Here is a 21,358-nt window from a genome sequence, read left to right as displayed (position 1 = left end):
GGAACAGGGATCACACCTCGCCTCCATGAGCGGTCGCGGCATCGAACAATGCGACCTTAGGAATATGGGGTGAGGAAAAACAGATTTTGAAATTTGATGCAACAAAAAAATTAGGAGATCGATCCTCCATCCTGCTCCCCGACAGCAGCGAGTTGCGAGGATAAGCGCCGGTAGCCGCTGCGGATGTCGTTTTCGATTGCCGCTCGCACCGCCGCGGGATCGCGGTCATGCAATCCTCGCAAAGCCCACAAATGGTTGGAAACGCCGGTGCGCGACTGCGCGAACTCCGGATAGAGGCCGTTGAACGCCGGCCCCATGCGAAGCCACAACGATTCAATGATGGTAACGAGCCGACGCATGCCGGAGCGGCGATAGATCAGGAAGTGAAAATCCTTATTGGCATCGAGAACTTCAGTGTATCGCCCCTCGTCCAGACCACGATTGATGCGCTCCTGTAGGTTTTCCAATTCATGGATCTCCGGCTCGGTCACGTGGTTGGAGGCCTGCTCGGCCGCCAGGCCCTCCAGGGAAAGGCGAATTGCCGTGATCTCGTCGAGGTCTGGAAGGCTCAGATAAGGCACGATGACGGTTTTAGGGCCGGCGTTGATGAGCCCTCCTTCGCCGATCAGTCTGGTGATGGCATCACGCGCCGGGGTGGTACTGACCCCGAGGACTTGGGCGACCGAACGAAGCGTAAGCTTGGTGCCTGGCTGCATCGCTCCTCGAATGAGCGAGTCTTTCAAAGTCGCGTAGGCGCTCTCGCCAAGGCTGCTGTGCCGATCAATCGGCGCAAGATCGCCCAGAAGCGTTTCCTTGCCTTTTTTTGGCGCAGCAAACATCGGTGAACCATCCATCCTGTCATGCGTGCGATCGGGAACCTGATGAGCCCCCGCCCGATTCGCTGTGAAATCGCGGCTAAACCCTAGTCTTGGGGCGTGCCCTGCGCCAGAGGGCGACAACGAGGGTTTCGGCGGCTTGACAGATGTATGAACCGTTTGTTACACCAAATTTCATATTTTAAAAAGGACGACATATTCAGGCACGCAGCACCGGGAGGATGGACAAATGGGCAAATTGCAAATCGAGGGAGCGCCGATAGACAGGCGCAAAATGCTTAGCCTGGCCGCTGAGGCGGTGGCGGCCGCGAGCGTTGGCCTGACATTGCCCGAGCTTGTCATGGCTGCCCCTGTGGATGAACTCGTCGAACGCGCACGCCAGGCTGGCGAGCGACAGGTGGTGGTGGCCGGCGGCACCGGCGCCTATGGGGATCTTGTCAAGAAACACTTCTATCTACCGTTCACGGAAGCTACGGGCATAGAGGTGGTCGCCACCGGCGGCGGCTATGGCGAGAAGCTCGCCAAGCTAAAGGCGATGGCATCGGTTGGAAAGGTCGAATGGGACGTCATTACCCTTTCGATCGACTCGCTCGCCCCAGACGTCACGAACCTGCTTCGCGACCTTGGTGATTGCGCCGACTTGCCAGACGTTGTCAGCCAGGGTGTCGACGGTTCGTGTCTGCGTGAGGGCGTGATGTTTGATATCGGAGGCGGCGTCCTTGCTTTCGACAAACGCAGCTTTCCCGAGGGCCAGGCACAGCCGGCAAGCTGGGCGGATTTTTGGGATGTGAAGGCCTTCCCTGGACCGAGGGCGTTGCCGAACATCGGCAATCCGTGGTGGTCATTGATTGCGGCGCTTGAGGCGGATGGCGTGAGCCGAGATGCGCTGTTCCCGCTGGACATCAATCGCGCCTTTCGCAAGCTGGACGAGATCAAGCCGCACGTCACTGTATGGTGGAAGAGTGGCGACCAGAGCCAGCAGATCTTTCGCACGCGCGAAGTGGCGATGGCTATGCTGTTTTCGGGCCGCGCTTTCCGGCTGCGCAGCGAGGGAATTCCGCTCGGCATCAGCTGGAACGGTGCGCCTCTGGACGCGGCGTTTTGGGCCGTGACCAGAGCGGCTCAGCATCCAAACGCCGCGCTTGCGCTGCTCGATTTCATCTACACGCGACCGAAGGCGCATGCCGAATTCGCGGCGGAGTCTTTCGGCTCGACGGCGCAGCGCGGAGCCCTCGATTTCCTGCCAGCGGACGCCAAGCTTTCAAGCGTGCTGCAGCCAGCCAACTGGTCAAACATCGTTCGTGTCGACCGCGGATGGCTTGCCGCAAACCGCGAGAAGGTCTTGCAGCGCTGGAGCACGTGGATCGCGAGCTGAACTGATTTCTGAATGCCAGGACTGCCGGAACCTTCGGGCTTGGCGATCCTGAGATGTTGTCCCTGAACTTTGGACTTTTGGAGGTAGCCGAGCAGTGGATGGAGCAAGTGTTTCAGTTCGGGGGCTAGGCAAGCGGTACGGCGCGGTTCGCGCCGTAAAGGGGCTGGGCATCGAGGTTTGTTCCGGCGAGTTCCTCTCGCTGCTGGGACCATCTGGGTCCGGCAAGACGACACTCCTTATGATGATTGCCGGCTTCGAGATGCCAACTGAGGGCGCGATCCGGATTGGCGATCGGGACGTGACCTATGTTGCGCCGAACCGGCGCAATATCGGCATGGTGTTCCAGCGATACGCGCTATTTCCCCACATGACGGTCGCCGATAACGTCGCCTTTCCGCTGCGCATGCGCAAAGTTGTGAAAGCCGAGATAGCGCGTCGCGTCGCCGACGCCCTCGCGCTGGTGCAACTTCAAGACTTTGGCAAACGTTTGCCGAGCGAGTTGTCGGGTGGCCAACAACAGCGCGTTGCGGTGGCGCGCGCTTTGGTGTTCGAGCCGCCCGTACTTCTCATGGATGAGCCGCTGGGCGCGCTCGACAAGAAGCTGCGTGAGCAAATGCAAATCGAAATAAAGCACCTGCAGCGGCGGTTGGGTGTGACCGTCATCTATGTGACTCACGATCAGGAGGAGGCGCTCACCATGTCGGACCGTATCGCAGTGATGCGCAACGGCTCGCTGGAGCAGATCGGTTCACCGATCGCGCTCTATGACAACCCCGCCACGCCATTTGTGGCGGATTTCGTCGGTAAGACGAACTTCCTGGAAGCTGTTTGTCACAGCTGCAACGGAACCGGTCTTGAGTTCGGCCTTGGCCAAAGCGGCTTCATTCACCTGAAAGAATGCCCGCCCACCCTGCCCTCGCCGCCCCGGCCAGGCGACAAAATGCGTCTGGCCGTGCGCCCGGAGCAGATACGAATCTTGCGTCCGGGAGACAGCGATAGGCCGCCGCTCAACGGCGTCGTTGAAGCCGTGATATTTGTCGGCTCATTCCGGACGTTTTTGGTGCGGCTTGCCGGAGGCGAGCTCATCCATGTCCAGGCCGGCACGGATCATGGCATGGCGTATCCGCAAGAAGGCGAGCGCGTCGGCCTGACCATACCAAGCCAGGCAGTGCAGGTCTTTCCTGATCGGAGGCAGTGACGATGCACGCCAAACCGTCCGCGGAGGGTTCACTTGGGAGCCGCCCAACTTCGGCGAGGGAATATGGGCCGGTGCTGTCGCTGCTTCTCGTCAGTCCACTTGTCCTGCTTCTCGTCGGGGGTTTCCTCTATCCGGTCGGAAAGCTCTTTTGGGGCAGTATCTTCGTACCGGAAGCGACGTTTGCGAATTACGCGCGCATCCTGCAGGAGCCGCTTTTCCTGCTTGTCCTGTGGCGGACGTTCGAGATCGCCTTCGTCGTTACCGCTCTCGCCTTGCTGCTCGGTTATCCCGTGGCTCTGGCGATGGCGCGCGTTCCAGGGCGCGCGGCAATACTGATCGCCGCTTGCGTTCTCATCCCGTTGTGGACGAGCGTTCTCGTTCGCTCCTATGCCTGGATAATGCTCCTCCAGCGCAACGGGGTCGTGAATAACGCACTGATCGAGACAGGGCTGACAGAGACGCCTTTGCGGCTCCTCTATACACAAGGCGCCGTGATCGCGGCGATGACGCAGGTGCTGCTGCCCTTCATGATCTTGCCGATCTATTCGGTGGTCCGCAACATTCCCGACGACCTTGTAAGGGCGGCGCGCAATCTCGGCGCCGGCAGCCTCCAGGCCTTCGTTCGCGTGACGCTGCCGCTGAGCCTTCCCGGAGTCACCGCAGGAGTGCTCATCACCTTCATTTTGTCGCTCGGGTTCTACATAACGCCAGCGCTCGTTGGCGGGCCAAGCACGCTCATGATGGCTACTTTGATTGGCCAGCAGACGACGGAACTTCTTGACTGGCCGTTCGCAGGAGCGCTGGCCGCCGTTCTGCTCGCCGCCACACTTTTTCTGGTCGTCGTCTTCCGACGCACACTGGCCTTCAACAAGGGGTTCAAACTTGGCTAGCGCTGACCTGGTTCTTGCTGAACGTGCCGTTCGAGAAAAAGGCCATATCGTCAACAGTGCGGCAGCATTTCTTGCCGCGCTGGCGATCGGGCTGGTCCTGTTCTTCCTTCTGCTGCCGACGCTCATCGTCATCCCGATGTCTGTCGGCACCTCACCCTACATTGAGTTCCCGCCACGGGGGCTCACCTTCAAGTGGTACGAGGCGTATTTCAGCGATCCGGACTGGATGGCGGCTACCTGGTTCAGCGTTCGCATTGCGGTCGCGACAACAATGTCGGCCACGGTCATCGGAACGCTTGCTGCCGTCGCTTTGGTCCGGGGCCGGCTGCCTGGCAAGGAGATCCTGCAGGCGTTCACCCTGGCTCCGCTGATTGTTCCCCACATCGTCATAGCCGTGGCGCTCTATCTAGTCTTCGCCCCGCTTGGTCTGACCGGCAGTTTCTACGGGTTCGTCATTGCCCATTCGATGCTCGCGGTGCCCTATGTGGTGATCACGGTCAGCGCTGCCCTCCAGCGCTTTGACCAGAACCTCGAGCTGGCGGCGCTCAATTGCGGCGCCACGCGACTGCAGGCGTTCCTTCATGTCGTGCTGCCGAATATACGGCCCGGCGTCGCCGCGGGTGCCGTCTTCGCCTTCCTCGCCTCTTTCGATGAGGCAACTGTCGCCTTTTTCATTTCGGGGATCGAGGGCAAGACCATCACGCGCAAGATGTTCGAAGACATCGATTTCAATCTGACGCCGGTCATCGCGGCGGTTTCCACCGTTCTCACCCTCGTCTCGCTCGTCCTCATGAGCACGATCGAGATCGCGCGACAGCGCAGCGGGAACGGCCGCCTAGGCTGAAGCACCGGGCGTCAATTGCGCCGTCGCGCCCGAAGTGTGAGACAAATTGGAGCGAGAACGATGCCCGAACCGAAACATCGCCCCAGGAAACAATTGGCCCGTCCACGTATCCTAGTCGGGCGCTTCTTTCATGAATCGCACAGTTTTAGCCCGCAGATTACTTCGAGCGACCGTTTCGAAATCAGGCAGGGCGAAGGGCTGATTGCACACGCAAGGCTGTCCGGGACCACCCTTGGCGGCATCGTCAATCGGACCGAGGAACTTGGTTACGAGGCGGTCCCCACGGTTTCGGCCGTTGCTCCACCCGGCGGTCTCGTGGATCACGACTTTTATGTTCAGATTCGCGACAGGCTGATCGCTCTGGCACGCCAGGAGAAATACGACGCCATCGCGCTTGAATTGCATGGCGCCATGGCAACGGCCGAACTTCCCGACGCGGAAGGGGATCTTCTTACGCGATTGCGCGAGGGGGTTGGATCGCATGTTCCGATTGGTATCGGCCTCGATCTGCACGCCCACGTCACGCATTCCATGCTGCGGTCGGTCGACATCTGCATTGCATGCAAGGAGAACCCGCATTCCGACGTGGTTTCCTGTGGCGAGCGCGTTGTCGACTGCGTGGCAGCCGTTCTCGATGGTGAGCTTGAGCCGGTTCTCACCATGGCCAAGGTACCCATGATCCTGCCGGGTGCTGCTGAAACCGGTGCCGGCCCGCTTGCCGAGCTTCATGCGCGTGCGCGGGCCCTTGCCAAGGGGCATCCGCAGATCCGGGACATCTCCCTGTTCAATGTCTATCCTCATGCCGACGACGCCGATATTGGCCAGGCAGTGGTCGTGCTGACGGATGGTCCGAGTAGGCTGGCGCATGCGGTTGCGACAGAACTCGCCCAGCTCTTTTGGTCCTGGCGCAAGCATTTTCGGGACGATCTTCTTACGATCGATGGTGCCCTTGATCTCGTTGCGCGAGATGCCAACCGGCGCCCATACATTCTCGCCGACATGGGCGATCGGGTTCTGGCCGGAGCGCCTGGCGACAGCACAGCGATTATCGAACGGGCGCTGGCTCGCGGCGATTGCCTTCGCGGTGCCATACCGCTGACTGATCCTGAGAGTGTCGAGACCTCCACAACGGCCGGGCCCGGCGCGCATGTCACGCTCGCCATGGGCGGGCGCATGACACCGGGGTTCGCGCCTCTTACGGTTTCCGGTTTTGTCGCAGACGTAGGTGACGGCCGCTTCGTGATAACGGGACCGTTCGGTGCCGGCGAAGAGTCGTCTCTCGGGCGAACCGCGGTGTTCGTTGTCGATGACCGGCTAAGCGTCCTGCTGACAAGCAAGCCGGGCTTCACCCACGACCCGGCAGCTTTTGTAAGCCAGGGCATCGATGTCGCGGCCCAGGATTTCGTCGTGGTGAAATCCGGCTATCACTTCAAGCTGAATTTTGCCGGGATAGGCACGCCGCTGAGCGTCGCAACGCCGGGAATTGGCTACTACACCCCAAGGCTACTGCAGCGGAAGAAGGCCAGGTTCTGGCCCGAACACAAGATCCCTGCCCCTCAGATCAGGACTGTTGTATACGGCAAATCCGTGAGGGTGGCGACAGCACTGAGCGACCGTTAAAAGCCATCCCTGGCGTCAACCGCCGGCGGCTTCCTTCAGCCGTGTCAGGTGGGCTTGGCAGATCTCTTCGACGAGCCGGTGCAGATCGGCGGTGCGCCCGCCGAGCCAGACAAGCGCTTCCTCACTGATCGCGTAATGCTTGGAGTAGCGGGCTTTGACATAGGCTTCGTTGAGTGTGTTGAACCACGCGCGGTAGCGCTGCTGGTCGCGCGGCCATGCTTCGGCCAGCCGCCGGTCTTGCTCCTCTGCAAGCGCCCGGAGGAATGTGAGTTTGTGCGATGGCGGACTGTAATTTGTGAACACTAAGAGAAGAGCTGCATAGGTGTTCTCAATTGCCTGATGTAGCTGAAAAGATGCGTTCTTCAGCCGTCCTTTCTCCAGCGCAAACCGAAAGGCGTCAAGAAAGTCCCGTGCGCCAGGTATGCGATCATCAAAATGCTCTTCGGCAAACTTATAGGCAGCCGCGGGCGTAATCGCCTTCGGCTCGGCGAGCGGCTCTTCGTCGAGCTCGTAGAGCACGATGCCGTCGCGGCGAATATCGGTGAAGAAATACTGTCCCTCGCGCAGCGCCGTGTTCACCTCTCGCCGTGAATGTGTGATGAAGCTGGTCGGCGTCTTGATGCCCCTGTCGCGTATGAGCCGGTCCTTTGCCTTGTACCAGTAGGCGAAGTCGGCAAGCTTGCGGTTGTTGATGACGATGAGCAAGTCGTAGTCCGATCGGTAGCCTTTCATCGTATGCGGCTCGTCGACCCAGTCGCCGCGCGCATAGGAACCGAACAGGATGATCTTCAGGATACGGCCCTTTTTCTTGAACTCGGCCGTGCCGTTGTCCAGCGCATCGTCGAACTCCTCGTGCAGGATATCGACGATCCGGCCGAGTTCGCCCTGCTTGTGCTCAGGCAGATGATCGATGCTGGTCTTCATCATCACGGGGTGTTGCAATCCGGATCGAGAGTAGAGGACGGCTCTATCGCTTCTGCCATTGCTGTCGGTTAAGGGAAGTTCGCCAATGAAGGGAACCTCTCATCGATCAGCGACGATGCCTGATTGGGTTGTGCTGCGCAACTTCGCGGTTGCAATAATGGGTCATATCTGGCGGGTGTTTCAGGATCTCGATCACGAGGCGTTCCAATGGGACGACGACTAGCCCAAGAGCCAGTCTCGAATTGGCAGGAGCAAGCTTTCGAGCATTTGATAGGCGCCCAGCAGCCAAGTCTCCACAGCACCCAGCTGATGTCCAAAATAAATCATGGGACCAATCACGATCAGAGCCCACAGCGCGAGTCCCACAGAACCGTCCGGGCGATCAGAACTCTCGTCCGGCGGTGGAAGTGGATTGACGTGCCAATGCTGCTTCATTGAACTAGCGTTCCCGGTCTTCAAGCGTGCGATGATGGCGTTCTTCGACTTCGCGCTCCAATTCGCGTAGCCGCGGAACTTGCTGCTGCGGTGGATCCGCCCTGTGGTCCTGGGTCACCCGCGCGGTACGATCGCCCGACTCGGACGGTCTGGCTGCCTCGCGTACATTCTCGTGACGTCCTCGTTCAGCTTCTGCGCGACGCCGGATTTCCAACTGGATTTCGTTGTTCAGGTCGTGTCTGATCGTTGCCATGTCACGGATATAGCCGTTGCCGTCGAGAGCGGCCCGGGCCGCTTCCCGCAGCAGATCCGCATGTCTGATTTCGGCCTCACTCAGCCTCGCAATCCGAGCCACACCCTCGGCTTCGCCTTCCACGCGACCGGACCTCCCCGTCGAACGGATGTCCCGCGCTTCAGGCTCGTAATAACGATGGACATCTCTCTTTGCGGCGTCGATCTGGGCGAACAACGCGTCGCCGGCGCGAACCGCCTGCGCGTCATTTTGCCTCGCGGGGAGGTTCCGTGTGGGATCGTACATATCGATCGCCCGACGGGAAGCTCGGACCTGAGCCTCGTCGTTCAGTGCCTGAAGCAGGCTTTCCTCCCCCTTTGATCGCTCGTAGAGATAGGTGTTCCCATCAAGGGCTTCCCGGGCGTATCGTTGGAGCAAGGTGTCATACCGATTTGACTCCGCAAAATAGTCAGCGCGAACGGCTGCACGTTCATCATCGGATATGTCAGCGCGGAAATACTCGGTCGAGTATCTGTCGGTCGCGCGATCAAGCGAGTGGAAAGCAGCATCGTATTCCGCCAGGATCTCGTCTCCTTCACGCACCGCACTCTCGCCATGGCGAGCGACTGCATCATCGAACGGACTGTCTCGAGACGTGCTTGCCTGCCCATCGTTGTGCTGCTGATCCCGATCGGTGCTCGGTCTTCCTTCGATGCGTCGCTCGCCATCGTCGCGCTCGGTCGGCTGAAATCCACCCACCTCCTGAAGATGCTGCTCGTCCCTGGTGGAAGTCTGTTTGCCATTGTCATCGCGATCAGCCTCGACAGGCTCAATCCCACCCTGTCGTTCTGAAAGTTCGAGATATTCGCGGCGAATGTTCACCACCTCGCGCGCGGTCGCGGCGACCTCGTCGAATTCCTTGCGCTCGGCCGGCTCGATCGAAGCTTCGACAGCTGCCAGCACGGCTTCGACACGCTTTCCATAAGCCTCGAATTCTGGTCGTGTCATCGCGCGCATGGGAGTCTCTCCGGCTCCGATCAACTTATCAGGCTCTATCATATTGGCATTCAGATTTGTAGGGCTCAGCGAATTTTCAAATTTCTCGATGTCGATTTGACTTTCTCGTAGTGCCGCCTGTAGCCGGCCGATCTGCTCGGCAGCGAACTCGGAAACGGCCTTGTCGGAATCCGAGCGCACGACCTCGCCCCAGGCCTGCGCCGCTTCGACGGCATAGCCGACGCTGCGCTCCCATCGTGCCGCAGAGTGCCGATTGGCGCGCTTGGCATCGTAACGGGCCTGTGCGGCGCGGCTTGTGCCTTCATGCTCGGTTCGCCCGACATAGCTCACCGGCCGCGCCTGATTGCGGCCATAGGCCGGCGGGCTGGCGAGATCGCGCCGGTCGGTGAGCTCCATGTCGATGCCATGCTCGCGGGCTTTCTCAGCCATCAAAGCGCGCCATTGCCGAAACACCTGCGGGCTGGTCTGGATCCGCTCGCCTGTCTCGGAGCGCATGGTGACGATGGCATGGGCGTGGATGTGCGGCCGCCGACCGCCCTGCCGGGTCTCCTTCGGGTCATCGGCAGGATCGTGGAGCGCAAAAATATAGCGATGTCCACCAAACTGCTCGCCGAGAAAATCGCGCACCGCGCCGTGGAATGCTGTCGCATTCGTGCCGGCGCGCGCCGAGACGATGAGATGCATGACGTCCCTGCCCTTGCGGCTGTGCAGTTCGCGCCGCCACTCCTTCTGGACCAGATCGCCCGACTGATCGAACGTCTGGATCACCCGTCCCGTCTCGTCCTTGACGTCGCCTTGCACGCGCTCGACGAGCTCCCGTACCCGCGCCGTCGCGAACTCAACGCCGTTGCCATGACCGCGGAACCGGAAACGGGCTTCCGCTTCACAGCCGACCTCGGAATTCTCAAACCTCTCCTGGGCAATGTCCGCTGCCTTGGCGTCAGCAGTCAGGCGCTCGCCGTTCCGGTCTCGTAGCACGACCACCCCACGCACCTCGATCTCGCCGGCATTCCGCTCCTCGACGGCATAAACAAAACGCCGGTCTCCAAAGCCCGCGCTCAGTATCTCGCGAACGAGTTCCTGCCTGCCACGGCCGACGAGCGTGTCGGCAATCGTAACCTCAAACATGCCGACATCGCGACTGGTGGCCCGGTTGTCGAATAGATGCTCCCAATCGCCGCGCTGTGAGGCGAGCGCCGCCTTTCCGGTGATGTGTTCGCCCCTCTCATTCTCAACCGGCAATTCCCCTCTGCGCGACGCGTAGCTCATCATTGCAGCCGCCCGAACGCCGCCACCATAGGAGGCAAGCTTGACCACTGCCGGCTGGCTTCCCCGCGCCAGCGCCGCGAACCGGACAGGCATCGGCCGAGCAGTTCCGCCCCGGAAGGCGGGGCCGCTTCCGCTGCCGGGCCTCCTGCCGCCACGCTGCTGCCGACCAGCGCCCTCCTCCGGCAGATGCGCCACCCCTCCCCTTCGCGGTCTGTCCCAATCGATCCCCTCATGCTCGCCCATTTGCAGCTCATGCAGCAGTGTAGCGCGCCGGTGCTCCCAATCCCGTTCGAAGGCACCGAGAAAAAACTCCATCAGGCCGCCTCGCCACGCCGGGCAGCACCGGCGCGCTTCGTCATGGACGAGAGTTCCGCGGCGACGGTGATGGCTATCGCGCGGGCGTCGTCGATCGCTCCCGTGAGATCCGAACCCGCCACCGACCGACTTGCGTTGAGGGCACGGGCGATCTGGTTGAGATTGCCGCCGACGGCGCGCATGTCCTCGACGAGCACCCCGATGATCGCCCGGTCTTGCCTGCTCATAAACGGTCGGACACCGGCGCCTTCCAACGAGAGTGATCGCATAAAGCGTGAAACCGAAAGCCCGGCCCGTTCCGCCGCGCCTTCTACAGCCGACATTTCATCGTCGGAAAAGCGGATGTGGGCGACCCTTTCTCGCCTGGCGGGCTTTTTGGGAGGCGATCCATTCGACGCCGTCATCGATGATCCTTCTTGGCCTTTGCGGCCACAGGCCGCGGATCGAGGGCTTGTCCCTCGATCGTCAGGAAAAATGTATCACATTTTTCCGTATCCTGCCAACCAAATCGACATCGATATTAAGTAATTCTGGCGCATCGTCCATTTTTATATGGTCAAGATGACTCTACATTTCTATATTCATCTGAGCCTTGCGTCACATGAATCCACATCCCTGCAATCGCGGATTCGTGTGTGAGTAGAAACCCATATTTGTAGGAGAAGAGGATGCCGACCGTGATCTCCGCCATCAACGGCAAGGGAGGCGCAGGCAAGACCACCGCTCTCATGAACATCGCTGGCGAGTATGCCCTTCGAGGTCGAACCGTAGCGATGATCGACATGGATGCGCGCAGCAATCTGACCAAGTGGTGGAGCGACTGCCGGGAGAAGGAAGCCCAGGCCGAGCGCGTCGATGTCGTTGGCCACAAGACGGCCAAGGCGGTCGGCACTTATCTGGATCGCGCAGGCGCCGGCTTCGACTACATTCTGATCGACACGCCGGGCGAGGACACGGCGATCGTTGATCCGGTGATTGGATGGTCCGATCTTGTCATCTCGCCGATCCAGGCATCGAAGCGGGAGGTACTCGGCGCGATCGACTGTTTTGAATCCGTCCTGCGCGTCAACGAGGCGCTCGGCCGCGGCTGCCGTCACGGTGTGCTGCGGACGCGGGTCTCGTTGACCGTACGGCACACCGAACTTTATCGTAAGATCCGGCCGATCATCGAGGACAAGGTCGGAACCTATCTCTTCCGGACCGAGGTGATGGAGCGCAACGTGTACAAGGATATCCAGAACGGCATCGGGACCTTGCAGATGCAGGAACTGACGGAAGCGATCGCGAAGGCACGTCGGGAGACGCAAAGCGTTGTGGAGGAGATCGATGAGCTTTTGGGCGCTGATGGAGAGACGGGGGGCGGACGGTGAGCGGAAAAGAGCATCTATCGCTCGATGAGTTCGTGACCGCTCCCAAAAAGAAGGTGGCTGTCGACGTGCCGGACGCGCGCGCGCCTGAGGCAGATGCGAGGCTGCCGGAGCCTCCGGCCAACACGGCGGAAGCCGATATCAATATCCGTCAGGAGGCGAGAAAGGCGCTGCGGCGGGTGAAACGGGAGCGCGTGAAAGGGGAGAACTTTTTCGTCAATGTGAGCCTTGATCGGCGGACCAAGCGCCGGCTGAAGCTGGCATCGTTCAATGCGGAGACATCGATGCAGGCGATCATCGAGGCGGCGATCGTCAAATATCTCGACGAGATTGGCGCTTGATAGTCCGATCAGGTTCCAGCCTCCCGGCTCGCTGTCCAAGGACATTTGATCGGAGCGCCTATTTGCTGCTAGGCTGATGTCAAATTGGTCCTGATTTCACGGTGGAAGGACCAATGGGGGCGAAGACACGCGTCATAGCGACGTGTTTTTGGGGCAACAGGAGCGGGCTAAAGCCGGCGACATGGCGATCAAGGATGTTCAGAAATATATCGACGAATGTGGGCTCGTCGAAACAAGCGACGAAGAATCGGAGAAACCGATCTATCGCAAGCCAGGTTTCGAGGGCATTCGAAGCTTCGGCGAGATGGAGCAGATATTCAGCCAGTTCATCCGCGAGCATCGCGACGCGAAGCGGCTCAATCGCGCCCAGGTCGGCATGATGGTCGGGCTGCATGAGACGATTTTCGCGCGCTATGAGCGGGCGTTTTCGAAGCTGCAGGCGACGCGGCTGATCCACCTTTGCGAAATCCTCGATTGTTCGCCGGTGGAGATGATCCACGCCGCCGCACCGCATTTTTTCGGCGAAAGCCGCAAGGAGGCCGACGACAAGCTGAAGCTCGTGCTGCGCATTCTGGACATGCCCGCCTCGACCGCATCCAGCCTGCTCAGCATGATCGAAGGTCTGGTGGGGGAAGACAGAACTTCCGAGCAGCCATCGAAATAGGTGGGCAAAGACGCCGACCGGGGCGCCGCGAGAGGGATCGTCGCCGGCGGCCGAGAGGGCGACGCCGGCTCGGGGAGCGCCGGCACGCCGTAAGTTGTGCCGTCCGCCGAAGGCGGCTCGCCCAAAGCTAGCGCCACTTCCACGCATCAGAATTGTGAATCGATAAAGCCGGACTGATTCATCGAACTCGTTGGACGAGATGGACGTAAGCGGCGAATGTCGCGTCATGCCGACAGATGCCGCGACACATCTCCACCGCATCGATCCCGCGTGCAACATGGCGCGGTACTATAGCTTGTCGACAATGCCGAGCCTGTTCGGCGACATCTGTGTTGTGCGGGAGTGGGGGAGGATCGGACGACCGGGCCGTATCCGTATCGACCTCTACCAGGAAGCGGAGGAGGCGCACGCGGCTCGCTTAGCGATCGAGCACGCCAAAAGACGACGCGGCTATCATGATGCGTCAGGGAATGGTTGACGATTGGGATGTCATCGGCGGGACTGCAAAAGGCCTGCGCCGGCGCAGACCTCTTGGCTGTCCAGTGATTATTCGAATTGCGGCTTTCGCAGAGGTTCGCCGAGACAGCCGCCGTGGCGTGGCCGGCCGGCGTGTTCCGCCTTGTCGGCGGCGAGTTGCGCGGCGACTTCCTCGGGAAGCGGCGTGAAGTCGTATCCTTTGGCAAAGGCCGCTGCGTGCAGGGCGACAATCGTGTCGAAGTCCCGATCGTGAGTGCCGAGCCACAGGGCTGGTTCGTCGGTCTCTTCGTGAGGGAATGCCTGTAGGAAATAGGTTCGCAGCGGCGGGTCGTAGCCGATGATGGCTTCGGGGTCCAATCGGCCGTGTCCAGTGGCGGTGATGGTGTAGCGGCTCATTGCAGCCTCCTGTTGGCAGGGGTAAGCCGGCCCTGCGGGGCCGGCCACCGATCGCTCACTGCGGGTTATTCCAGAGGATGACCTTCTTGCTCTCATCACCGCCGGGGGCCGGGGCGACGTTGCCGAAGATCACGCCGATCTCGGGCGCCTCAAGCTTGACGGAGAGGTATTCCTCGCCGGACCGCTGCGACTTGCGGTACCAGCCCGCGCCGATCTCGAAGCCGGTGCGCTTGTTGAGGATGCGGAAGTCGGGCGCTTCCTCGCTGGCCTTGCTGCCGTTCGGGATGACGGTGATCGGAGCGTTGATCCGGAGCGTTGCGAAGACGCCTTCCATCGAACCGTCCGACTTGGTGGTGAGGTTAGCGATCGTGGTAGCCATGATAGTTCTCCTTCGGTTGCATCGGGAACCATTCCCGATGGCGTCGAAGGAGAGGGCGTCCTGCTGCGGTCATCTCGGCGCAAATTCTGGAAAATTCTATTTGCCGAAAACCGCGGGCAGGTCCTTCGCCTGCCCGCAAACAAAAATTGAAATCGAATTTTCCTGAATTTGCGCAGAGTGTACCCCCAACGGGGGTTGACCGCACAAAGCAGGCGGTCCTCTACAAAGGCGACATGAAAAGGGAATGCCTCGCGTTGCAACCGAAGCCGGGACGATCTTCTGTGGCTGCCTCGGTCGCAAGGCGTGACCTCTGGCCGGCGGCCGCTGGGAGGATCCCTGACCGCTCCCGTCATCGATCCTGACCATCGTTCGGCACCGCCAACTCCGGCGAGGAAGCACCCTGGTCTCTCCGCAGCCTCGGCAGGCCGACAACGACTGTCATGATCGCCGCTGCCGACGAAGCTGTCACCAGCGGTTCGGCGAGAGAGGCACTGCACCGCCGCGCGAGGGCGGCGTGCAATCGTGCTTCAGGGTTGTCGTCCTGGCTCCCGGCGGCGAAGAGAGCAAGAAGGTCGCCGTATGCCTGGGGCCGTCCTGAGCGCGTCATGCCGGCTTCGCAGGGGGCCGGGTTGCGCTGCAATAGGAGGCTGGCCGAGACCGTAGCCGATCGCCCAACGTGAATGAAGGTGGTGTCCATCTGCGCTTACGCCGCTACCGCTTTCCGCTCCTCTGCCGTCATCCGGGCGATGACCTCGCGCGCGACGTCGGCGCCGGCGCGTTCGAACATGGCTCGCCATTCAGCCACGCTGCAGGCGGTCGTCACCCTGCTCCGCATCGTGTCGTAGACGACGCAGGGCGAAGCGATCAACACTAGGCGCAGCACATTCAGGAAGGTGCCGGGTGATGCGCCATCCCAGATCATCAGGCCATAATCGGCCCGGCGCGCGCCATTTCCCGTGTGAAGTGTGTCCTGAAATTGCTCGTGGGGGTCGCGCAAGGGATCGTGACCCCGCAAAGGGCGAAGAGTGCGTCAGCAGGCTTCGTGGAGCCGCCTCTGGCGGGGCAATAGAGCCCCGTCCGGGGCAGCCGGATAGGCCCGACAGTCCTCACAGCGCGATCGATGAGAATTCATCGCGGGGATCACCCATCCCAGCACTCGGAGACGGTCGCAGTTGCCAGCCCATATAAAATTTTGTATGGGTAGGTTTGATGACCAAGTCTGTCGAGTTCCGTGGGAGCGCCCTTGACGATCTGCGCGCCTTTCCCGCGGCGGCGCGGCGCGAGGCTGGTCATCAGCTCGACCAGGTTCAGAACGGCCGCGAGCCGGACGACTGGAAGCCGATGAACACGGTCGGGCAGGGTGTGCGGGAAATCAGGATCCGGGATGCGGCCGGCGCATTCAGGATTATCTACGTGGCCCGGTTTGCCGACGCTGTTTATGTGCTGCATTGTTTCCAGAAGAAGACGCAGAAGACGGCGCGGACGGACCTCACGCTCGCCGCGGGACGTTACAAGGACCTGGTGCAGGAGCTGAACCGATGAGCAACGAGCGCTTCGAGAGTGTGTGGGACGCCATCGCGGATACGCCCGCCGAGGCCGAGAACATGAAGTTGCGGTCGGCGTTGATGATGGCGCTCAAGCAGCACATTGCCACGGAAGGGCTGAGCCAGTCCCAGGCCGCCAGGTTGTTCGGCGTCACCCAGCCGCGCATCTCCGATCTCATGCGCGGCAAGATCGACCTGTTCGGCCTCGATACGCTGGTCAACATGGTGGCGACAGCCGGCATGCACGTGGAAATGAACATCGCCAAAGCGGCGTGACCACGAGGCGAAGGCCGGCGCGGGAGATATGCGATGCCGGAATGGCCGAAAGACAAGTTGCTCAAGCATGGCCCGGAGATGCCGATGGCGGAACGCATCCGGCGCTATCAGCACAATATCCGCGTTATCCGGGACTCGGGCTGCGCCGTGCCGACCTCGGCGCTTGTCGACACGCTGGATCCGGCCGAGATCGAGCTGTGGTTCGCCGACAGCGCCTTTCGCAGCCACAGGCTTAAACGAGCGATCGAGGCTGTCGCCCAGCTTCCCGAGGAAGCCACGCTGCCCTCGCCCTTCACCGAGACCGATCCGGACTAGACGATCGCCATGCGGGCAGTCTGCAAGGGAGCCGCAACCGCGGCCCCTTGCGCCTGTCAGGCGCCGATGGCGGTTAGTCGATCGCCTGGAATATTTCGGAGGCTTCCGGATGTTCGGCCGCAAATGCGTAGAGGCGGGCGTAACCCTCGGCCAGCAGGTCGGACTCATATCGAAACGAAAGATGCGAAAGGGCGAACAGCGTGGCGATGATGCCTGCCGCGTCGGCGGATACCTCCCCCTCGTAGCCGTTCGTCTCGCAGGTCATCCGGTAGCGGTCCTTCGAGGTCGGCACGAGATAGAGCGGCTTGCCCTCGTATTCGTAGAACCGCCAGAAGCCCCCGCCATAATCGAGTGGGCTCAGCCATTCCATGAGGCCGTAGAGGGTGTTCTCGGCGACGATCAGGTGCTGGAGCCCGAACAGGCCGGGGAGAAAGTTCACCCGACGGTCCTCGCTTACAACGATGGCGACGCGGGTGGTAGTGTCTTGAGTGGTCATGATCTGGACCTCCAGAGAGAGCGGGATGGAAGCGGCACGGGGCCTCTCTCTCACCTGCCCGCACCGCCCTCCGGTCTCGACCACCTCTGGCTCTCTCATAGGCCGCCATCGCGAGAAGCCTTTGTATCGGAGAGGTCGCTGGGGTCGCCGTGACCGTCCGGACTGGCACACTGGAACCGGCCGCCCGCTGAGCGGGGGCCGGGAAGGTCGGAATCAGGGATGGTGGGGTGGCGCTCATCATGCGCCGCCCTCCTGGGTGAACCGCCAAACCGGTATGCCGAGGCGGCGTGCCTCGGCCAGGTTCTTCTCGGTGATGCCCGAACCGGGGAAGACGATCAGCCCGTAGGGCACGACCGAGAGAAGCTGGTCGTTGCGGCGGAACGGAGCCGCCTTGGCGTGCCGGTTCCAATCCGGCTTGAAGGCGATCTGCGTGACCTTGCGGTTCTCGGCCCAGCAGGCGGCGATGCGTTCGGCGCCGCGCGGGCTGCCGCCGTGGAGCAGTACCATGTCGGGATGCTTCTCGCGGGCCTTGTCGAGTGCGTCCCAGATCCGGTCGTGATCGTTGCAGTCGAGACCACCGGCGAAGGCGATCTTGGTGCCGGCCGGAACGAGCACCTCGGTTTCGGTGTGGCGGCGGGCGGCGAGGAAGTCGCGGCTGTCGATCACACGCGGTCATCGCCTGGTGGCTGACCTTGGAGCCGGTGCGCGGCCGCCATGCCGATCCGGTCTGCGCCTCGTAGAGGTCGGCGGCCTCGTCGCGCATGGCCGCTCACCAAAGTCGTCGGCACCCTCGACCCGATCCTGCTCGGGTGGCGGAACTATTACCGATATGCCACGCAGGTGTCGGGACTTTAGCCATCTCGACAAATGGATTTGGGAGCGCGTTGGACGTTGGCTGCGTAAGAAGCATCGAAGGCAACGTGGCGAGAGCTGCGTCGCCGCTTCACCGTCAACGTCACGGGACAACGGCATCGATGGGCCGAAGGCACTAAGCGCCTGAGGCTCCTCCGCGACGGCCGAACCATGCGTTACCCTCACCAAAGCATCGAGAACCGAACGGATGGGATGCCCAATCCCGGCACCGTCAGCGCGAGAGCGTGGGCGACTTCTGGGACGCGTTCTACCACCTCACGTCGGACTGAGGCACACCCATGAGCGATCTCTCGCTCATGCACAGAGAGCCGGATGCAGGGAAACTTGCCTGTCCGGTTCGGGGAGAGGGATGGAGCGTCGTGCCGACGTGCGCTTTGACGTGCAAATGGTGGAGTAGAGATGAAGCGCTACTTCCCCTTTCGGAGACAAGTTTCTTATAAGCGCGCCCTCCCTAAAAAATTCTCGGGAGCGACCAGCCCGTCCCGGCTAGGCTCGATGAGCTTACAGCACTGTGCCGGATGCTCGACTATCTTCGCTTCATCAACAACTTGTGGAGACGATGATGCGAAAGCCACGGGATTTCGACGCGGAACTGAAGGCGCTCCGTGCGTCGGCGGCTACACGACGACGAAGCCATTAAGACCTGGCCGGTTCGCTAAGCGACAAGGCCGACAGTTGGGGGAACCGACCAACCCCATCGGTTCGCAAAACGTCCACCGATTGCCGTGTCCTTCCATGAGCTTTGTCGTCAGTCCCGTCATCGTTACCTCCGCGGCCATGAGCATCCATCGACTCCTTTTATCGGTTCGCTAGCGCAACCGACCCGCCATCACGGCTTCGCACACGTGTCTGATCGCCCAGATCAATCCGGGATGAATCCCTAATCGGTAGCGAATGTAGATCGCTTGACAAACGCCCAAGAAAATCATCGTCGCGCTGGTGACAATGGCTGCCCCAACCGCTCCATGCAGCGCGATGCCGACGATGCAGCCCGGGACATTGATGATTGCCGCGACCGACATCAGCATAGCCGCGGCGCGCTCGTGGCCTGTCATTGTCAAAAGTTGCTGCTGCGGCCCGACCGCGGCAGCAAATAGCTGCCCGACAATCAGAATCCTGGCTATGAGCGCACCGGAGGTGAATTCACCGCCAAACGCATGCAGCACCGGTTCGGTAAGCACGAGCAGTGGAAGCGCCAGCGCAACGCCGCCTGAAAAAGATAATATGGTGGCTCTCGCGAACAATGCCTGGAGCCCCGTCAGATCCGCACGCGCGAACAGACGCGAAATAGCCGGTGCGAATGCGGTGCTCACCGCAACACGCGGCAGAGTGAGAAGCAGCGCGACGTTCGACCCGACCGCGAATATCCCAGCCCCCTTTATGAAGCCGATCTTTCCAAGCAGCATCACAGCCGTGCGGTTCATCAGGACGTCCACGAATGTCATGATCATGATCGGAAGAAGCGAAGGCCACCAATCCTGGAATGCATAAGTCGGAGGCGCGGCACTCAGGCCAGCGGGCCACAGGCCTCGTATGCTGAGAACCGTTGTGAAGGCCGCGACGGCTGAACCGACCAGCAGCATCCACATCACAGCCGTCGCGTCCAACCGCCATGGCGTGAAAAAAGCCGCCAGGCCGAGGAGGGCGAGCATAAGTCCGTCGCGGATAATTCGTTCGGGAAGGAGCGCGGAAATAACGCCTCCAAAGGCGCGTACGACCCCTGCACCGGTGAGATAAATTGTGATCAGCGGAAGTGTCGCCAAGCCGATCAACACACTGATGGCAAGTTCCGGTTCCAGATGGTGAGGCCATCCGAGCACAACCAGCGCGCCAACCGCGGCGATCAGAATTGCCACCGTAATGCTGGCTTTGGACCCAAAATGGATGAATCCGAGCGCCATCGGATATTGGTTTGTTGTCTCGTAGGCCGGCACGAACCGCAGAACGGCTACGTGAAAGCCAAGAGTCGAACCATAAGACAGGAGTGTGATCCACGCGAACACGTAAGTGTATGTTCCAAAGCTCTCCGCGCCCGCCAGCCGTGCGATGACGATCTGGGTTACGAAGGTCAACCCGGCACCCGCCGCGTAAATGAACAAGGACCAAACGCTTGCGTGTGAGAGGCGTCGGGTCAAACCATGGTTGCCGGTGCCTTCCTTGGCCGTAGATTGCTGGCCAGCTGGCTCGAAGATCCTCTTTAAGCTATCGCCATTTACTCCGAGGGCGTCGGTCGCCAAATTGCCGTAAACGGGCATTGCCGAAGCCGCGAGTTGGCGTTCCAACTCCATCGTTTCCTTTACCGGTTTTCTGGATTCGTCCTCCATCGGCTTTCCGTTCCTGCCCAGTTCCGACAAAGGCCGATCGGGAGCTTCCCGCGATGAATCAGAAAGGCCAGCACTGTAGCCTCAGTTCCAGCTAAGTCTTCATTCGTTCGACGGATGCAAAGCAGCCTTCTGATCTCCTTCCGCAACATAGGCCTTCGAGCGGATGGAATTCCAAGCGGCCCAATCGCGCGTCGCAAGCCAACGGTCGTTTGAATCTTGGCTAATCGGCAGCGAACCCGGCAAGAAAGACAACAGCGAAAGTGAGCCGATGACCGAGGATTTGAAGATGGATCAGATCATATCGAGGGCACCGGCGGCCAAGCCCATCAATTACGACGACGAGATCGCGAGCTATGAGCTTGCAACCAAACAGAAGTACCAAGATACAGGCATCGCGAGTTGGTACCTGAAGGCGTACGCGGGCCGCTTGAAGCTCTCTTGCTTAGCATCGTACATCATCGCCCGAAGAGCAGCGCTGCATCGCCACCACCGCTGGCAAAGCGCTCGAACCCAAATCGGCGATGCGAAATGCCATACGGTGAAAAGACGCCTCCGACATCGCTCGAGATGGCGGTGACCCGAAACCCTTTTTCGCGCAGCGCCAGCAGGAATGAGATTCTAAGCCGGTGGTCCTCGCCTCCGACGCAAACCAGGTGCAGGCTCATCCTGCCCCTCCTGCATGCCTGCGACATCCCGATCGCGCGAAATGGCTCGCTCCTGGATCTGCTCTCATGGCCTGGTTTCGTGCCCCTGTGCGTACACCTCCCAACTCCACGCTATGAGCAGGCTCTCCCGCTGTCCTCGTCTGTTCGAATGAAGCAGGCGCGTTGGACGATGCGGCGCGTCGTCAACACTTCGAACAGCAGCATCGCGCGAACCGCCTTGGGTATTCGGGATGGCGGTACAGCGGTCTTGAGATCGGAGCCGACTGGCAGCGAACTTCACGCCCCT

At 61.0% G+C, this 21,358-nt stretch carries 23 protein-coding genes and 1 pseudogene; 13 read left to right on the top strand and 11 right to left on the bottom strand.

All coding sequences use genetic code 11. The annotated features are described in order from the left end of the window. Positions 1 to 110: 110 nt before the first annotated feature. A complete protein-coding gene (locus FJW08_RS23405) occupies positions 111 to 839 on the bottom strand; it encodes a GntR family transcriptional regulator (protein ID WP_140812482.1) in 729 nt (242 codons plus the stop codon). A 226-nt stretch (positions 840 to 1,065) separates the two neighbouring features. On the opposite strand from FJW08_RS23405, the gene FJW08_RS23400 reads away from it, so the two are divergent. From FJW08_RS23400 to FJW08_RS23380, 5 genes are all read left to right on the top strand, one after another. Then, the gene (locus FJW08_RS23400) at positions 1,066 to 2,211 is read left to right on the top strand and encodes an extracellular solute-binding protein (protein ID WP_140812481.1); all 1,146 of its coding nucleotides are present in this window, start codon (positions 1,066 to 1,068) and stop codon (positions 2,209 to 2,211) included. Between the two features lie 94 nt (positions 2,212 to 2,305). Beyond that, positions 2,306 to 3,409 (top strand): ABC transporter ATP-binding protein, encoded by a 1,104-nt coding sequence (locus FJW08_RS23395; RefSeq protein ID WP_140812480.1) that lies wholly within the window; start codon positions 2,306 to 2,308, stop codon positions 3,407 to 3,409. Positions 3,410 to 3,411: 2 nt separating this feature from the next. Then, positions 3,412 to 4,299 carry an ABC transporter permease gene (locus tag FJW08_RS23390; RefSeq protein WP_140763075.1) on the top strand — a complete coding sequence of 296 codons (888 nt, stop codon included), beginning with the start codon at positions 3,412 to 3,414 and terminating at the stop codon, positions 4,297 to 4,299. A gap of 46 nt (positions 4,300 to 4,345) precedes the next feature. Continuing rightward, positions 4,346 to 5,143 (top strand): ABC transporter permease, encoded by a 798-nt coding sequence (locus tag FJW08_RS23385; protein WP_227792347.1) that lies wholly within the window; start codon positions 4,346 to 4,348, stop codon positions 5,141 to 5,143. 60 nt (positions 5,144 to 5,203) lie between these two features. Further along, positions 5,204 to 6,763 (top strand): M81 family metallopeptidase, encoded by a 1,560-nt coding sequence (locus tag FJW08_RS23380; RefSeq protein ID WP_140812479.1) that lies wholly within the window; start codon positions 5,204 to 5,206, stop codon positions 6,761 to 6,763. 15 nt (positions 6,764 to 6,778) lie between these two features. Here the strand turns inward: FJW08_RS23380 and FJW08_RS23375 are convergent, their stop codons facing one another. From FJW08_RS23375 to mobC, 4 genes are all read right to left on the bottom strand, one after another. After that, positions 6,779 to 7,687, bottom strand: a complete 909-nt coding sequence (locus tag FJW08_RS23375; protein WP_140763195.1) for a nucleotidyltransferase and HEPN domain-containing protein — start codon at positions 7,685 to 7,687, stop codon at positions 6,779 to 6,781. Between the two features lie 219 nt (positions 7,688 to 7,906). Further along, positions 7,907 to 8,122 (bottom strand): hypothetical protein, encoded by a 216-nt coding sequence (locus FJW08_RS23370; protein WP_140763081.1) that lies wholly within the window; start codon positions 8,120 to 8,122, stop codon positions 7,907 to 7,909. Positions 8,123 to 8,126: 4 nt separating this feature from the next. Then, entirely contained in the window at positions 8,127 to 10,955 is a 2,829-nt protein-coding gene (locus tag FJW08_RS23365) for a hypothetical protein (RefSeq protein ID WP_140812478.1), read from the bottom strand. Beyond that, on the bottom strand, positions 10,955 to 11,182 hold the full coding sequence (gene mobC / locus FJW08_RS33045) for a plasmid mobilization relaxosome protein MobC (protein ID WP_246682510.1): 228 nt from the start codon (positions 11,180 to 11,182) through the stop codon (positions 10,955 to 10,957). Before mobC ends, FJW08_RS23365 begins: the two co-directional genes overlap by 1 nt. 441 nt (positions 11,183 to 11,623) lie before the next feature. Between mobC and FJW08_RS23355 the strand changes: the two genes are divergently transcribed. The 4 genes from FJW08_RS23355 (at position 11,624) to FJW08_RS23340 (ending at position 13,805) form a co-directional block, all read left to right on the top strand. Then, complete coding sequence (locus tag FJW08_RS23355; protein WP_140812476.1) at positions 11,624 to 12,325, top strand: ParA family protein; 702 nt, start codon at positions 11,624 to 11,626, stop codon at positions 12,323 to 12,325. Between the two features lie 53 nt (positions 12,326 to 12,378). Next, positions 12,379 to 12,663, top strand: a complete 285-nt coding sequence (locus FJW08_RS23350) for a hypothetical protein (protein WP_227792322.1) — start codon at positions 12,379 to 12,381, stop codon at positions 12,661 to 12,663. A gap of 181 nt (positions 12,664 to 12,844) precedes the next feature. Continuing rightward, entirely contained in the window at positions 12,845 to 13,327 is a 483-nt protein-coding gene (locus tag FJW08_RS23345; protein ID WP_140812475.1) for an XRE family transcriptional regulator, read from the top strand. A gap of 199 nt (positions 13,328 to 13,526) precedes the next feature. After that, entirely contained in the window at positions 13,527 to 13,805 is a 279-nt protein-coding gene (locus tag FJW08_RS23340) for a WGR domain-containing protein (protein ID WP_348642695.1), read from the top strand. 68 nt (positions 13,806 to 13,873) lie between these two features. Here FJW08_RS23340 and FJW08_RS23335 read toward each other — a convergent pair whose 3' ends face one another. The 3 genes from FJW08_RS23335 to FJW08_RS23325 all read right to left on the bottom strand — a co-directional run bounded on the left by FJW08_RS23335 (position 13,874) and on the right by FJW08_RS23325 (position 15,576). Next, the gene (locus FJW08_RS23335) at positions 13,874 to 14,200 is read right to left on the bottom strand and encodes a hypothetical protein (protein ID WP_140812473.1); all 327 of its coding nucleotides are present in this window, start codon (positions 14,198 to 14,200) and stop codon (positions 13,874 to 13,876) included. A 55-nt stretch (positions 14,201 to 14,255) separates the two neighbouring features. Further along, positions 14,256 to 14,579, bottom strand: coding sequence for a DUF736 family protein (locus FJW08_RS23330; protein WP_027144402.1), 324 nt, complete (start codon positions 14,577 to 14,579; stop codon positions 14,256 to 14,258). A gap of 703 nt (positions 14,580 to 15,282) precedes the next feature. Further along, positions 15,283 to 15,576, bottom strand: a complete 294-nt coding sequence (locus tag FJW08_RS23325) for a hypothetical protein (RefSeq protein ID WP_246682508.1) — start codon at positions 15,574 to 15,576, stop codon at positions 15,283 to 15,285. A 212-nt stretch (positions 15,577 to 15,788) separates the two neighbouring features. Here FJW08_RS23325 and FJW08_RS23320 point away from each other — a divergent pair, with 212 nt between their 5' ends. From FJW08_RS23320 to FJW08_RS23310, 3 genes are all read left to right on the top strand, one after another. Beyond that, positions 15,789 to 16,121, top strand: coding sequence for a type II toxin-antitoxin system RelE/ParE family toxin (locus FJW08_RS23320; protein ID WP_140812472.1), 333 nt, complete (start codon positions 15,789 to 15,791; stop codon positions 16,119 to 16,121). Next, positions 16,118 to 16,399, top strand: coding sequence for a helix-turn-helix domain-containing protein (locus FJW08_RS23315; RefSeq protein ID WP_140812471.1), 282 nt, complete (start codon positions 16,118 to 16,120; stop codon positions 16,397 to 16,399). The genes FJW08_RS23320 and FJW08_RS23315 overlap by 4 nt, the downstream gene beginning before the upstream one ends. 84 nt (positions 16,400 to 16,483) lie before the next feature. Then, entirely contained in the window at positions 16,484 to 16,714 is a 231-nt protein-coding gene (locus FJW08_RS23310; RefSeq protein ID WP_246682506.1) for a hypothetical protein, read from the top strand. Between the two features lie 73 nt (positions 16,715 to 16,787). Here FJW08_RS23310 and FJW08_RS23305 read toward each other — a convergent pair whose 3' ends face one another. The 3 genes and pseudogenes from FJW08_RS23305 to FJW08_RS23285 all read right to left on the bottom strand — a co-directional run bounded on the left by FJW08_RS23305 (position 16,788) and on the right by FJW08_RS23285 (position 20,407). Further along, entirely contained in the window at positions 16,788 to 17,210 is a 423-nt protein-coding gene (locus tag FJW08_RS23305; RefSeq protein WP_140812469.1) for an antirestriction protein, read from the bottom strand. Between the two features lie 237 nt (positions 17,211 to 17,447). After that, positions 17,448 to 17,973 (bottom strand): annotated as a pseudogene (locus FJW08_RS23300) (DUF2493 domain-containing protein); the annotation flags it as partial. A 919-nt stretch (positions 17,974 to 18,892) separates the two neighbouring features. Further along, positions 18,893 to 20,407 (bottom strand): polysaccharide biosynthesis C-terminal domain-containing protein, encoded by a 1,515-nt coding sequence (locus FJW08_RS23285; RefSeq protein ID WP_140812467.1) that lies wholly within the window; start codon positions 20,405 to 20,407, stop codon positions 18,893 to 18,895. A gap of 163 nt (positions 20,408 to 20,570) precedes the next feature. Here FJW08_RS23285 and FJW08_RS32495 point away from each other — a divergent pair, with 163 nt between their 5' ends. After that, a complete protein-coding gene (locus tag FJW08_RS32495) occupies positions 20,571 to 20,984 on the top strand; it encodes a hypothetical protein (protein WP_181183020.1) in 414 nt (137 codons plus the stop codon). The last annotated feature ends 374 nt before the right edge of the window (positions 20,985 to 21,358 follow it).

The sequence above is a fragment of the Mesorhizobium sp. B3-2-1 genome (genome assembly GCF_006439515.1).
GTDB lineage: Bacteria > Pseudomonadota > Alphaproteobacteria > Rhizobiales > Rhizobiaceae > Mesorhizobium.
The sequence above is the reverse complement of the archived record's forward strand: the minus strand, read 5'-3'. Positions and strand labels throughout refer to the sequence as shown.